Source organism: Microbacterium capsulatum (assembly GCF_030865425.1).
Classification (GTDB): Bacteria; Actinomycetota; Actinomycetes; order Actinomycetales; family Microbacteriaceae; genus Microbacterium; species Microbacterium capsulatum.
This window is the reverse complement of the sequence record NZ_JAVFCB010000002.1, coordinates 298032-312192: the sequence shown is the minus strand read 5'-3', so window position 1 is coordinate 312192 and position 14161 is coordinate 298032. Positions and strand designations below refer to the sequence as shown.

At 72.7% G+C, this 14161-nt stretch carries 10 protein-coding genes; 4 read left to right on the top strand and 6 right to left on the bottom strand.

What is annotated here, in order from left to right; translation table 11 throughout:
• Positions 1 to 190: 190 nt before the first annotated feature.
• Positions 191 to 451, top strand: a complete 261-nt coding sequence (rpsT, locus tag RBR11_RS04350) for a 30S ribosomal protein S20 (protein WP_308488078.1) — start codon at positions 191 to 193, stop codon at positions 449 to 451.
• Positions 452 to 649: 198 nt separating this feature from the next.
• On the opposite strand, the gene holA is transcribed toward rpsT, so the two are convergent.
• The 4 genes from holA to leuS all read right to left on the bottom strand — a co-directional run bounded on the left by holA (position 650) and on the right by leuS (position 7579).
• A complete protein-coding gene (gene holA / locus RBR11_RS04345; RefSeq protein ID WP_308488077.1) occupies positions 650 to 1702 on the bottom strand; it encodes a DNA polymerase III subunit delta in 1053 nt (350 codons plus the stop codon).
• A gap of 48 nt (positions 1703 to 1750) precedes the next feature.
• Complete coding sequence (locus RBR11_RS04340; protein WP_308488076.1) at positions 1751 to 4198, bottom strand: ComEC/Rec2 family competence protein; 2448 nt, start codon at positions 4196 to 4198, stop codon at positions 1751 to 1753.
• Positions 4195 to 4872: a ComEA family DNA-binding protein gene (locus RBR11_RS04335; protein ID WP_373889762.1), complete on the bottom strand. Its 678-nt coding sequence runs from the start codon at positions 4870 to 4872 to the stop codon at positions 4195 to 4197. The genes RBR11_RS04340 and RBR11_RS04335 overlap by 4 nt, the downstream gene beginning before the upstream one ends.
• A gap of 148 nt (positions 4873 to 5020) precedes the next feature.
• A complete protein-coding gene (gene leuS, locus RBR11_RS04330; protein ID WP_373889770.1) occupies positions 5021 to 7579 on the bottom strand; it encodes a leucine--tRNA ligase in 2559 nt (852 codons plus the stop codon).
• 201 nt (positions 7580 to 7780) lie between these two features.
• On the opposite strand from leuS, the gene RBR11_RS04325 reads away from it, so the two are divergent.
• Together RBR11_RS04325 and RBR11_RS04320 are read left to right on the top strand one after the other, a co-directional pair.
• Complete coding sequence (locus RBR11_RS04325; RefSeq protein ID WP_308488075.1) at positions 7781 to 8821, top strand: App1 family protein; 1041 nt, start codon at positions 7781 to 7783, stop codon at positions 8819 to 8821.
• Positions 8822 to 8825: 4 nt separating this feature from the next.
• Positions 8826 to 9701 carry a 3-methyladenine DNA glycosylase gene (locus tag RBR11_RS04320; protein ID WP_308488074.1) on the top strand — a complete coding sequence of 292 codons (876 nt, stop codon included), beginning with the start codon at positions 8826 to 8828 and terminating at the stop codon, positions 9699 to 9701.
• Between the two features lie 228 nt (positions 9702 to 9929).
• On the opposite strand, the gene RBR11_RS04315 is transcribed toward RBR11_RS04320, so the two are convergent.
• Positions 9930 to 11273, bottom strand: coding sequence for an HNH endonuclease (locus RBR11_RS04315; protein WP_308488073.1), 1344 nt, complete (start codon positions 11271 to 11273; stop codon positions 9930 to 9932).
• 284 nt (positions 11274 to 11557) lie between these two features.
• The gene (locus RBR11_RS04310; RefSeq protein ID WP_308488072.1) at positions 11558 to 12748 is read right to left on the bottom strand and encodes a glycoside hydrolase family 3 N-terminal domain-containing protein; all 1191 of its coding nucleotides are present in this window, start codon (positions 12746 to 12748) and stop codon (positions 11558 to 11560) included.
• Positions 12749 to 12823: 75 nt separating this feature from the next.
• Here RBR11_RS04310 and RBR11_RS04305 point away from each other — a divergent pair, with 75 nt between their 5' ends.
• Positions 12824 to 14113, top strand: coding sequence for a threonine/serine exporter family protein (locus RBR11_RS04305; RefSeq protein WP_308488071.1), 1290 nt, complete (start codon positions 12824 to 12826; stop codon positions 14111 to 14113).
• The last annotated feature ends 48 nt before the right edge of the window (positions 14114 to 14161 follow it).

Below are 14161 nucleotides of genomic sequence, written 5' to 3'. Positions count from 1 at the left end.
CACCGGAATCCGTCCGTCGTCACCCGCGACGCGCGGGGCGGATCGCCGACGGGCGGGTTCGGAGAACACCCCGGTCACCTGATAAGATCGGTGATTGGCTTGCGTGTGGGTTCTTCCCTCACGACCGCCGTGCGGCGCCCCTCTCTCGCCAGCGGCACAACCATCCATCACTCGAACGAAGGTTTCACCCGTGGCGAACATCAAGTCGCAGATCAAGCGCAACAAGACCAATGAGAAGGCGCACGAGCGCAACAAGGCCGTCAAGAGCGAGCTGAAGACCGCCGTCCGCAACACCCGCAAGGCGATCGCCGCCGGCGACAAGGCCGCTGCCGAGACCGCGCTGAAGACGGCGACGAAGAAGCTCGACAAGGCCGTCAGCAAGGGCGTCATCCACTCCAACCAGGCCGCGAACCGCAAGTCGTCGATCGCGAAGCAGGTCTCCGCTCTCTGAGCTCGCTGAGCCTCACCTGTCGAAGGCCCGTCCCGCTGGGGCGGGCCTTCGTCGTCCCCCGGGGCCGCCCTGGTCACTCCTCGTGGACCGCGATCGTTTTGGGGCGCCATTTCCCGTTTGGGGCGCGCCACGCCGTGATCCGACGACCTGACGCGCCCCGAAACGCGCGGATGCGCCCCGAACCCGGGGGTGCTGGCCTCAGCGCCCGGCTTCGCCGTAGGGGGCGCGCGTGGCGATGACGGTGATCATCCGCTCGAGGGCGAAGATCGGGTCGCGCGCGGCGCCCTTGACGTCCGCATCGGCCCGCGCGGTCGCCTGGATCGCCAGGCCGAGGCTGCGCTCGTTCCAGCCGGCCAGGTCGCGCCGGGCGCGGTCCACCTGCCAGTCCTTCATGCCGAGGCGCGCGGCGAGGGCCGCGTTCGACTCGCGGGATCCGGCGACCCGCGCCATCGACCGCAGCTTCATCGCGAACGCGGCCACCATCGGCACCGGATCCGCCCCGGAGGCCAGCGCGTGCCGGAGCGCGACGAGCGCCTCGCCCAGCCGCCCGGCGATCGCGGTGTCGGCGACGACGAAGGCCGAGACCTCGACCCGGCCGCCGTAGTAGCGCTCGACGATCTCGGGAGTGACATCGCCCTCGACGTCGTTGATGAGCTGCTGACAGGCGGCGGCGAGCTCGGTGATGTCGTCGGAGAACGCCGAGACCAGGGCCCGCAGCGCCTGCGGGACGATCCGCCGCCCGGCGGCGCGGAACTCCCCCGCCGCGAAGTCGGCCTTCTCGTCGTCGCGCTTGATCGCGGGGCAGGCGATCTCGATCCCGCCCCCGGTGCCCGCGCGGATCGCGTCGAGCAGCTTCTTGCCGCGCACGCTCGCCCCGGTGTGCCGGAGCACGACCGTCGCGCCGTCCTGCGGGTGCTCGAGGTAGGCGACCGCCTCGGCGAGGAACGCGTCGGTGCAGCGCTCCACGCCGGCGATGCGCAGCATCCTCGGTTCGCCGAACAGCGAGGGCGAGGCGAGCGCGAGCAGGCTCCCGGACTCGTAGTCGTCGGCGCGCAGGTCGCTGACCTCGACGGCCGGATCCTCCGCGCGCAGGTACGTGCGGATGCCGGCGATCGCCCGCTCGGCGCAGATCTCCTCGGGCCCGGAGACCAGCACGATCGGCGCCGGCCGGGGCTCGCGCCACGGCACCTGCGGGATGTTCGACGCCTTCCCCCCGCGTCGTGCGGCGGAGGACGAGCGCGGTGCGGGCATGGATCCAGCGTACCGGCGGCCGGGGACGTTCACGGGCGCCCGCCGGCATCAGGGAGCACGGGCCGACGCCGACGGTCTCGGTGACCGATCGGGTCCCGGATCGGGGCGCTCGGTCCAGATCCGCAGGGATCCGTCGTGCTGGCCGACGAGGATCGTGCCGCGCCGGTCGGTGCGCAGGATCGGGGTACGGAGGGAGCGGAGCAGATCGAGCGTCTTCTGCCGCGGATGGCCGTAGTCGTTGCCGGCCCCGACGGAGATGAGCGCGAGCGCCGGCCGCAGATCGGCGTAGAGCTGCGGATCCTGGTCGGCGCTGCCGTGATGCGCGACCTTGACGACGGCGTACGCATGCGGATGCGCGATCCGCCGCAGCATGCCTTGAGACGCGGCGGAGAGATCGGCGAGGAACACCGACCGGGGCACGCCGCCGCCTTCGACCTCGACGATCACCCCGACGTCGTTTCCCGGCGGGAACACCCGCTCGTCGCGGCGGGGCCAGAGCACCCGCCAGTCCGCGCCGCCGAGCCGGCCCGTCATGCCCGCGGCGGCATCGACGACCCGGGATCCGCCGGCGCGGAGTCGGCCGAGCAGACGCTCGTGTGACGCGGTGCCCGGCGGACCGTGCAGCACGACGTCCGCGCCGCCGATCAGCGCGTCCGCCGCACCGGCGTGGTCCTTGTCGAAGTGGGTGAGCAGCAGCACGTCGAGCCGCGCGATGCCGAGACCGTCCAGGCATCGGCGGAGCGGATCCGGATCCGGCCCGGTGTCGATGAGCATCGTCCGCCCGGCGCTGCGCACGAGGACCGCATCCCCCTGCCCCACGTCGCACGCCGCGATCGACCAGTCCGACGGCCTCTGCAGCAGCGTCACCGGCCCCGCGAGCACCGCCCATCCCCCGGCCGCGCCGACCGCGACCGCGATCAGCCCGCCGGCCGGCACCCGCAGCCAGGGGCGGAGCGGCGGATGCGGCACGATCAGCCAGAACACGGCGGCGCTCACCGCGGTGACGACCAGGGCCGTGCCGATCCCTGCGGGCGCCTCGATCGTGGCGAGCGGCAGCGCGGCCGTCGTGGTCGCGGTCTGCGCGATCCAGGCGGACGGCAGCCAGGCCGCCGCGGCGAACAGGTCGGCGAGCGGCGGGATCGGCATCGCCAGGCAGGCGAACAGCCCGAGCACGGTCGCGATCGGAGACGCCGGCTCGGCGAGGAGGTTCGCGAGCACGGCGACGACGGACTGCTGCGCGGCGAACAGCGCGATGATCGGGCCGCAGGCCAGCTGCGCGGACAGCGGCACCGCGATCGCGAGGGCGACCGGCTGCGGCACCCATCGGGCCAGCCCCCGGGCGAGCGGCGGGGCGAGCACGATGAGCCCGGCCGTCGCCGCCGCGGACAGCGCGAACCCCGGTGCAGCGGCGAGCCGCGGGTCGGCGAGGAGCAGCACGGTCACCGCGAGCAGCAGCACGGAGAGCCCGGCGCGGGGCCGGCCGAGCAGCAGGGCGAGCATCGCGACCCCGGCCATCGCCGCCGCCCGCACCACGCTGGGCTGCGGTGTGACCAGCACGACGAAGCCCGCGAGGGCCGTCGCGGCGACCAAGACCCGGATTCGGCGCCCTCCGCCGAGCAGCGCCACCACGCCGAAGCCCGCGCCCGCGACGAGCGCGAGGTTGCTGCCGGACACCGCCGTGAGGTGGCTGAGCCCGCTCGCCTTCATCGCCGTGTCGAGGTCGGGGCTCACGGCCCGGACATCGCCGACCGCCAGACCCGGGAGGAGCTCGGACCCGGGCTCGGGGAGCCGCTGGGACCGGGCGATGAACGCCGCGCGCACGTCTCCGGCCAGCACCTCGATCGGCCCGCCGCGGGACAGGTGCTCGACCTCGCCCTGGGCGAAGAGCACGAGCGCGGCCCGCTCGCCGGGATCGGTCCCCTTCGTCTGCGCGGTGAGGCGCAGCACGGTCCCCGGCCCGAGAGTCGTGGAACGCGCATCCGCCGGGACGCCGATCCGCACGGGCACCCGCAGCCGCCGCGGCTCCTTCCCCGGCCCGAGGCGGAGCGTGTCGGCATCGGCCCAGAGCCGGCCGTCGGCCCCGACGGACGGCAGGGAGCGCACGCTCACCTCGGCCGTCACCGCGTGGCCCTGCAGCGCGGCGGCCTCGTCACGGGCTCCGGCCGACAGTCCCGCGGTCGCCCCGATCGCCGCAGCGACGGCGAGGCAGACCACGGCGAGCGGGGCCGCACCCGCGAGCACGCGCAGAACCCGGCCCGGCGGATCCGGATCCCGCGGACCCCGGCGGGTGACCGCGATCCGCAGCAGCACCAGCCCGACCACGACGACCACGGAGACGACCGGCACGGCACCGGCGACCCCCGGGACGAACGACACCAGCAGCGCCACCGACCACGCCGTGATCGCCACCGGCACCATCCGCACATCGCGGAGACGCTGCCGCGGCGGGTCCTCTGCCTCCTCCGCCCGCCGCACCGGACCCGACGGCGTGCTCACACCCGCACCAGATCCCGGATCGAGGCGAGCATCTTGTCGCCGATCCCCGGCACGCCGAGCAGATCGTCCACGCTCGTGAACCGCCCGTTCGCGGTGCGCCAGTCGATGATGCGCTGAGCGAGGGCGGGACCGATCCGCGGCAGCTCGTCGAGGGTCGCGAGGTCGGCGGTGTTCAGGTCGATGAGTCCGCCGGCCTTCCCTGATCCGCCGCCCGCTCCCGATGCCCCGCCGCCCGCTCCCGACGCCCCGCCGGCCGCCGCGCCCGGAGCGGTCTCCCCCGCCGCGGGAACGAGGATCTGCTCGCCGTCGACGAGCGGTCGGGCGAGGTTCACGGCACCCATGTCGGCCGCGGGAAGCGTGCCTCCCGCCGCGGCCAGCGCCTCGGCGACCCTGGCTCCGTCGTCGAGCACGTACAGCCCGGGGCGCGCGACCTGGCCGAGCACGTGCACATACAGCGATCCCGCGCTGATCCCGGATCGCCCCGCGGTCGCCCTCGGGCTCACGGGGACGCTCTCCGGCGCCGTCGGAGACCGCACGAGCAGCCCGACCCCGACGGTCACGGAGACGGCCACGAGCGCCACCACGACGGCCGCGCCGAGGCCGAGACGGATCCGTCTCGGCGCGCGCGGCATCCGCACCGGTGCCCGTTCCTCGGAGTCCGCGTCCTCGCCCACGCCCCGACGCTAGGCGGCGGGTGCCGCCCGGGAAGGCCGCATACCGCAACCCGTGCGGAACCCGCGCGATCCGTCGGCTGTGCAGGATCAGGCGGAGCGCAGGCCCGGGAAAGCGCGCCGCTCCCCCCGGGGGCGACCGCCGGGTCGGTCAGCCCTTGACGGCGAAGTTGACGATCTTCGGAGCGCGCACGATGACCCGCACGATCTCCTTGCCTTCGAGCGCGCGCTGCACCTTCTCGTCGGAGCGGACGAGCGCCTCGAGGGCGGCGTCGCCGATCTTCGCGGGCACCTCGAGCGTCGCGCGGACCTTGCCGTTGACCTGCACGGCGCACGTGATCGTGTCCTCGACGAGCAGCACCGGGTCGGCCTGCCGCCAGGTCACGAGTCCGACGGACGGCTCGTGACCGAGGAGCTCCCAGATCTCCTCCGCGGTGTGCGGGGCGACGAGGTCGAGCATCACGGCGAGCGTCTCGGCGGCCTCGCGGACGGCCGGGTCGGATCCGCCGGCGCCGGTGTCGATCGTCTTGCGGATCGCGTTGACGAGCTCCATCAGACGCGCGACCAGCACGTTGAACTTGGTCTGCTCGACGAGCGCGGGCGCGTCGGCCAGCAGGCGGTGCGTGGCGCGGCGCAGCGCGGCGTCTCCGCCGTCGAACACGACGTCGACGGGGCTGTCCACCTCGTGCGCGACGCGCAGCGCACGGGCCAGGAACTTCTGCGCCCCGGTGGTCGAGACGTCCTTCCAGTCCTTGTCGTCCTCGACCGGCCCGGCGAAGGCGAGGCCCACGCGCAGGGCGTCCGCGCCGTACGCGTCCAGCTCCTCCTGGAACAGCACCAGGTTGCCCTTGCTCTTGGACATCTTTGCGCCGTCGAGGATCACCATGCCCTGGTTGATCAGGCTGGAGAACGGCTCCGTGAAGTCGATCAGGCCCATGTCGAAGAGGACCTTGGTGATGAACCGCGCGTACAGCAGGTGCAGGATCGCGTGTTCGACACCGCCGATGTACGAGTCGATCGGCGCCCAGCGACGCGCCTCGTCGAGGTCGAACGCGACCTCGGAGCTGTTCGGCGACAGGAAGCGCAGGAAGTACCAAGAGCTGTCCACGAACGTGTCCATGGTGTCCGGGTCGCGCAGCGCCGGCTCCCCGGTCGCGGGGTCGACCGTGCGCACCCACGACTCGGCGGCGCCCAGCGGGCTGGAGCCCTTCGGCGAGAGGTCCAGGCCCTCGATGCTCGGCAGGCGCACGGGCAGCTGGTCCTCGGGGACCGGCACGATGTCGCCGTCCTGCGTGCGCAGCATCGGGATCGGGGTGCCCCAGAACCGCTGACGGGAGATCAGCCAGTCGCGCAGGCGGTAGTTCTTCGCGGCGCGGCCGGTGCCGGCCGCCTCCAGCTGCTCGATCGCGCGGGCGATCGCGTTGCGCTTGGACAGGCCGTTCAGCTCGCCGGAGTTGATCATCCGGCCGTCGCCGGTCAGCGCGATCCCCGTCTTCGCGGGATGCAGGTCGTCCAGGCCCTCGACCGGCTCGATCGGAACGCCGTCCTCATCGAGCTCGATGACGGGCAGGGCGCCGGTGATCGGGGCGGTGGTGTCGACGACGACCCGGACGGGCAGGTCGAAGGCGCGGGCGAAGTCGAGGTCGCGCTGGTCGTGCGCGGGCACGGCCATGACCGCACCGTGGCCGTAGTCGGCCAGCACGTAGTCGGCGGCCCAGATCGGCAGCCGCTCGCCGTTGACCGGGTTGATCGCGAAGCGGTCCAGGAACACGCCGGTCTTCGGGCGGTCGGCGGACTGCCGGTCGATCTCGCTCGTCTTCTGCACCTGCGTCAGGTAGTCCTCGAAGCGGATCCGCACGTCCTCGGACGATCCGGCGGCGAGCTCGGCGGCCAGGTCGGAGTCGGGGGCGACGACCATGAAGGTCGCGCCGTGCAGGGTGTCCGGACGCGTGGAGAACACGGTCACGGCGCCCTCACGGCCCTCGATCACGAAGTCCACGTCGGCGCCGACCGAGCGGCCGATCCAGTTGCGCTGCATCTGCAGCACCTTGTGCGGCCAGAAGCCCTCGAGCTGGTTCAGGTCGTCCAGCAGGCGGTCGGCGTAGTCGGTGATCCGGAAGTACCACTGGGTGAGGTTCTTCTTCACGACCTCGGCGCCGCAGCGCTCGCAGCGCCCGTCGACGACCTGCTCGTTCGCCAGCACGGTCTGGTCGTTCGGGCACCAGTTCACCGGGCTCTTCTTGCGGTACGCCAGGCCCCGCTCGTACAGCTTCAGGAACAGCCACTGGTTCCAGCGGTAGTACTCCTCGTCGGAGGTGTGCAGCTCGCGGCTCCAGTCGAAGGAGACCCCGTAGGTCTGGAAGCTGGCCTTCTGCTGGTCGATGTTCTGGTAGGTCCACTCGCGCGGATCCGCGCCGCGGCGGATCGCGGCGTTCTCGGCGGGCAGGCCGAACGAGTCCCAGCCGATCGGGTTCAGCACGTTGTGCCCGCGGTGCCGCCAGAAGCGCGCGACGATGTCGGAGTAGAGGTAGTTCTCGGCGTGACCCATGTGCAGGTCGCCGGAGGGGTACGGGAACATCGCCAGCACGTACTTGCGCGGGCGCACGTCCTCGGCGCCACCGGCGCGGAACGTGTCGTTCTCGGCCCAGTACTTCTGCCACTTCGCCTGAAGCCGCTGGATCTGGTGGGCCTGAAGCTCGTGCACCGACAGCGACTCGTCGACGACGGGCGTCGGGGATGCGGTGTGCGACGGGTTCTCAGACAACAGGCGACCACTCTCTTGCGGCAAGCAGAAGGAACATCCCCCGAACAGGGGAAGTCCCAGATTATCCCAGGCGCCTGGGTGTCCGGATCCTCATCCGCGACGGTCCGGCCGCACGACACGCGGAAGGCATGGGAGACTAGACGCGATATGCCCTCCGCTCAGCAGCCGTCCCCCCGCCGTCCGGAACGGATCCACTGGTTCGCCCGTCTGGAGCACCGATTCCACGCGTGGCGGGAGCGGCGAGCCCGCCGGCGCGGGCGCAGCGCGACGATCGTGCCCTTCCCCGGCTACGGAGGCCCGGGCTGGATCCGCGTGGTCGGCCGGGTCCTGATCCTGCCGAAGACCCGCGGCCGCGGCAAGGACGCGAGCGTGCGCGGCTGGCGCAGTTTCGTGGGGATCCCGGTGAGCTTCTCGACCGTGACGATCACCGTCGGCGGGCGCACGCACGAGGTGACCGCGGACCGCGGCGGCGTCATCGACAGCCGGATCGAGGCGGATCTGCCGTCGGGCTGGCAGCAGGTGACGATGTCGGTGGAGGATCAGGATCCGATCCCGGCGCGGATCTTCGTGGTCGCCGACGACGTGCGCTTCGGGGTCGTGTCGGACGTCGACGACACGGTCATGGTGACCGCTCTCCCCCGCCCGCTCATCGCGGCGTGGAACTCGTTCGTCGTGGACGAGCACGCCCGCACCCCGGTCCCCGGCATGGCGGTGCTGCTCGAGCGGCTCATGCGGGACAACCCGGGCTCGCCGATGATCTACCTCTCCACCGGGGCGTGGAACGTCGCGCCGACTTTGAACCGGTTCCTCTCCCGGCATCTGTTCCCGGCCGGATCCATGCTGCTCACGGATTGGGGTCCGACGCACGACCGCTGGTTCCGCAGCGGCCGGGAGCACAAGCTGACCAACCTCGACCGGCTCTCCGCGGAGTTCCCGCACGTGCGCTGGCTGCTCATCGGCGACGACGGGCAGCACGACGAGGCCATCTACGGGCAGTTCCTCACCGAGCACCCGGAGTCCGTGGCGGCCGTCGCGATCCGCCGGCTGCTGCCCGCGGAGGCGGTCCTCGCCGGCAGCCGCGCCGGATCCCGCAGCGAGAGCGACGCCGTGGCGACCGTGCCGTGGGTCAGCGCCGAGGACGGCGCCGGGATCCTCGACACGCTCATCGCCGCCGGCGTCGTCCGCTGAGGCCATGACCGTCCTCGCGGGGCCGGCGCGTCTCGACCGTGCGACCTGGACGGCGCGTGCCGCCGCGCACGAGGCGCGCACGGACGCCCTCACCGCCGAGCACCGGGAGCGGCAGGCCCGTCGCGAGAAGCACCCGGTACACGACTTCCTCTTCACCTATTACGGCTACAAGCCCGGACAGCTGCGCCGCTGGCACCCCGGCGCGGACGTCGTGCTCGAGGACGCGCCCGAGCGCGCGGCGTGGCGCTGGTACTCGGCCGGACCGGTCGAGGGCTCGGTCATGCCGGACGGCGCCGCGTTCGCCGCGGAGAAGCCCGAGCTCGCGACGCTCGTGCGGGCGATGCTGCGGCGCACCGCCGCGCGGCCGGGCCAGTTCGGCTGCTTCGGGCTGCACGAGTGGGCGATGGTCTATCGCACTCCGGAGCACCGGCACGCGGTGCCGCTGCGGCTCGGCCAGGCCGGCACCGACGCCGTGGTCGAGGGGCATGAGCTGCGCTGCACGCACATCGACGCCTTCCGGTTCTTCACCCCCGACGCCGTGCCGCGCAATCGGCTCACCCCGACCCGGGAGACGCAGCCCGCGCTGGAGCAGCCGGGCTGCCTGCACGCCGGCATGGACGTGTACAAGTGGGCGATGAAGCTCGGCCCGCTCGTGCCGGGCGAGATCCTGCTGGACGCCTTCGAGCTGGCCCGCGACATCCGGATCCTCGACATGGAGGCGGCGCCCTACGACCTGTCCGACTGGGGCGTCGTGCCGGTGCCGATCGAGACTGCCGATGGCAAGGCCGAGTACGTGCGCCGCCAGCGCGGCTTCGCCGACCGCGGCAACGCGCTGCGGGCGCGGATCCTCGAGGCGTGGCTGGGCGAGGACGCGGGCTGACGCGCGTTCCGCACCTCGGTTGCTGAGCGAGCGCGGCCGCGGACTCCGGCTCTTGGGTCCGGTCGTTGAGCGAGGACGGCCGCGGACTCCGGCTCTTGGGTCCGGTCGTTGAGCGAGGACGGCCGCGCAGCGGACGACCGAGACGAAACGCGGTTCCTCGCGGGATCGCGCCGTTTCGTCGCTCCCCCTCGCTGAGCTCGGGGCTCGTTCAACGACCAGAAGTACGCATCACGCGACGAGCTCGGTGCGGGCGCGGCCGCCCAGCCTCGGGGTGCGTTTCGGGTCGACGTGCGGGGGTGGCAGGATCCAGACCTTCGCTCTGACTCCGATCCCCTCGATGCGGATGTCCCACCCGTTGTCATGCACGAGATGGTGGCAGGTCTCGCAGAGCAGGACGCCGTTGCTGAGATCCGTCGGGCCCGCATCCCTCGCCCACCAGCGGATGTGGTGCGCCTTCGTCATCTCCGGCGGCAGCCCGCAGAACGCGCACCCGCCGTCCCGCTCCCGCAACGCGAGACGCTGGGCCGGAGTGAACAACCGCTTCTCTCGCCCCCAGTCGAGGATCTCGCTGCCGTCTCGGCACACCCACGGAATGACCCCGCCGTCGGCGGCCATCCGCCGGACGGTGCCGATGCTGACGGGCTGCTCGATCCCGTCAATGAGTCCATATCCCGTACCGTCCACGAGATCTGCCAGATCGACTCGCACGACCACCGTCGCGCCGTTCAGCGACTCCGTGCTCTCGCAACCGAGCGCATGCTCCGCGAGATGCACCAGGGCATCCGCCTGGATCCGCGCGACCGTGCGCCGGTCGGCATCGGGGGCGGCCGGGTCGCGGCCCTCACGCTTCGCAGCGAACTCCGCCGAGACGTACCCGTGCACAGCAGCGAGGAGCGGCGCGGCCTTGTCCGGCGCGAAGGCGCCGTTCAGGTGGAGCATGCCGTCCCGCAGGAACATCGTCAGCGACGTCCTCGCGCGCAGCTCCTCCTCGCGTGGCGCGACGCCGTCGGGATCCAGGTGCGCCTCGGTGCGGGTGATCAGCTTCCGCACCTCGTCCAGCGACAAGCCGGCCGCCTTCTCCACCAGGAGTCCCTCGGCCTGGGCCGCCACGACACGGCCGACCTTCAGGATCATCCGGTCCAGGAACGTCACGATCGCGTCGGCCGCTGCCGCCGCGATCCGCCCCCGGCACATCGCGTCCCGCACGACGGGGAACTTCGCCGGCAGCACCTCGCCGAGCAGGTTCGTGCGCGGCGCGGTCGCCTCGCCGAGCTTCACCAGCCGCGCCGCATCCCCCGTCGACGTGCCTGTCGTCGTCGCGATCAGCTGCGCCGAGCTGCGGAACCCCTGCTGCTTGGCCAGGCTCTCCGGCCCCAGCTCTCGCCGCGACTCGTGCGCGAGGCCCGCGGCCACCTCGGCGTGCACCGCGTCCGTGGTCCGGCGCAGCAGGCCGATCGCGTCGTTCACCGCGATCAACTGAGCCCGGGAGAGGTCGCCCCCGCCCTGTGCGTCCGCCCACGAATCCTGCACAAGCGCGACCGCTTCGAGGAGTGGGGCGAGGCTGCTGGACATGCTCCGATCCTACCAACAATCGAAGATTTGTTCTAGTGTTTTCCCAGAACTTTCCGACCGAATCGGCCCTCGTGAGCGGACGCCACGTTTCGTCTCGCTCCTCGCTGCGCTCGGTGCTCGCTCAACGACCGCGGGAAGGGCTCGCTCAACGACCGCGGGAAGGACTCGGTCAACGACCGAGGACAGGGCACGCTCAACGACCCGGGGGAAGGCTCGTACAGCGACTGGGGAGGGATGCTCGACGACCGGAGCCTCGAAACCGGGACCCTGGAGCCGGCGCCGACTCAGCGTCCCTGGTCCGCAGCGATCTGCAGCCGCAGCGCGACCACCCGCGACACGGCGTCGGACAGCCGCGCTGCGGGGAGGTCGCCGTGCTGCACGGCGGCGACGAGGCCGTCGGCGATCTTCTGCGCGGTGTCGGGGCCGGCGCCGCCGATCGCGAGCACCAGGTCGCTGCCCGCGGCCACGGAGCGCACCGCGTCGGCCACGACGTCGGCGTAGGCGGGCACGCCGGAGTCGGTGAGCATGTTCAGGTCGTCCGTCACGATGACGCCGCGGAAGCCGAGGTCCTGACGGAGGATCTGGTGCCAGCGCGGCGAGAGCGAGGCCGGCTCCGGATCCACCGAGGTATACGCGAGGTGCCCCATCATCACGACCGGCGCCCCGGCCCTGATCCCCGCGGCGAAAGGCGGAGCGACCTGCGCGCGCCAGGTCGCGAGATCCATCCCGGTGGCCGGGATCGTGTGGTGCGAGTCGCCCTCGGCGGCGCCGTGCCCCGGGAAGTGCTTGAGGGTGCTCCGCACGTACGGCGCCTCGCCGCGCACGGCGGCGGCCACCCGCTCGGACGCCGCCGCCTGATCCGTGCCGAACGAGCGCTCGTAGATGAACGAGCCCGGGCCCGATGCGACGTCGGCGATGACGCCGAAGTTGACCGTGACGCCGCCGCGCTGCAGCATCTGCCCTCGCGCGGAGAAGGCGGCCTGCGCCTCAGACGCGGGCCGGGACTTGAGCGAGTCCGCGGCGGGCAGGTCGTCCCACGACAGCCGGGCGACGTCGCCGCCCTCCTCGTCGGTCGCGAGCAGCGGCGGCAGCGCCGGGTCCGCGACGAGCGCGCTCGTGACCGTGCGCAGGCCCACCTCGGTGTCCGGCACGTTCGAGCCCATCAGGATGAACCCGCCGTACCCGCCGCTCATGTACTGCTTCAGCGCCGCGGGATCGGTGCCGGGTGTGTTCCCCATGACCACGGCGGCCGCCTGCCGGTGCAGGTCCATACGCCCGACGATCCGCTGCACGACCTGCTCCTGTGACTCCCGCTGCCGGGACGGGGAGGGCGACGGGTGCGGCGAGGACGCGGATCCGCCCGTCGGAACCGGCCCGCAGGCCGCGAGCGCGAGGACGCACCCCAGCGCGGCGACGGCCGTCGGGAGGAGGATCCGGCGCTTCGGGGTGGTCTTTCCGTTCCGTCCGATCCGCATGCCTCCAGGGTAGGTTCGCGACCTGGACGGGTCCGGTGCGCGGACGGGACCGCCCAGGTCCTACGCTTTCAGGTGATGTCCCCCACCGAACCCGTCAGCCCCGACGTCGCCCTCGGCGATCTCGGCGCCCTGCTGCTCGACGCGGGCGTGTCCGTCACCGACGTGCGCGGAACCCTCGAGCGCGTCCGCGACGCCGCGACCCCGGGCGAGGATCTGGCGTTCGCGGTGCTCCCCGAGCACGTGCTGGTCAGCCGTCCCGGGGTGCCCGGCGCGACGACGATCGCCTCCGGCGACGGATCCGACCTGACATTCCGCCAGACCGCGCATGCGTCCCAGCTGGCCCGCCGCCTCGAGGCCGGCCGGGTGCCGCTCGATCAGACCCCCGGGCACATCGCGCACATCCGTGGGCTGACCCGCCGCCGCCCGGCGCTGCAGCGCGCCCTCGGCGGGGCGCTGCTCGCGTCCGGCCTCGCACTGCTGTTCCGCTGCCCGTGGTGGGCGGTCGTCCTCGCCCTGTTCGTGGGCGCGCTCGTGGCCGCGATCGTCGTCGTGACCGACCGGGTCCGCGCCGCGGCGGCCGTGATCCCGTTCGTCGCCTCGTTCGTCTCGACGCTCATCGTCGGGGTCGTCGCGGACCGGCTGGACTTCGGCGCGGTCCCGCTGTTCGCGGTGTGCGCGCCGGTCGCGCTCCTCGTGCCGGGGGCGCTGATCACGAACGCGCTGCTCGAGCTCACCGCGGCCGACATCGTCACCGGCGCCTCCCGGCTCATCTACGGCCTGATCATGCTCGGCTTCATGGCCGCGGGGATCTTCACCGGCGCCGCGGTGACCGGCCTCCGCGTCGATCCGCACTCCGCAGCGCTCGTCGGCGAGACCTCTCTCGTCATCGGGCACTCGGGGTGGGAGGCGGTGCCGCCGCTGTGGCTGTCCTGGGTCGGGGTCGTCGTGCTCGCGATCGGGATCGGGCTGAGCTTCGGATCCGGATTCCGGCTCACCATCGCGACCGTGATCGTGATGATGTGCACCTACGGGGCGCTCCTGCTGCTGAGCCCGTTCACGGGCAGCACGGCGGCGACCGGGATCACGGCGGGGCTGCTGTTCCTCGCCGCGCGCGTCCTGGAGAGGGTCACCCTCGCGGTGCCGGCCACGGTGTCGTTCCAGCCGGCGTTCCTGCTGCTCGTCCCCGGCACTGTCGGGCTCGTCGCCCTCGCGTCGTTCGACGCCCAGGCGCTGGCCGCCGCTCCCCTGGTGTTCGTGAGCCTGTGCATCGGCACGAAGGTCGGCGCGCTGCTCGCCGACGCACTGCGGATCACCCGCCCGATCGCTCTCACGACGCCGACGGGATCGATCCGGATCATCCGCTGACCCGGGACCGGCCGCGGCGGGTCACTCGGCGGCCTGCCCCTCCCTTTG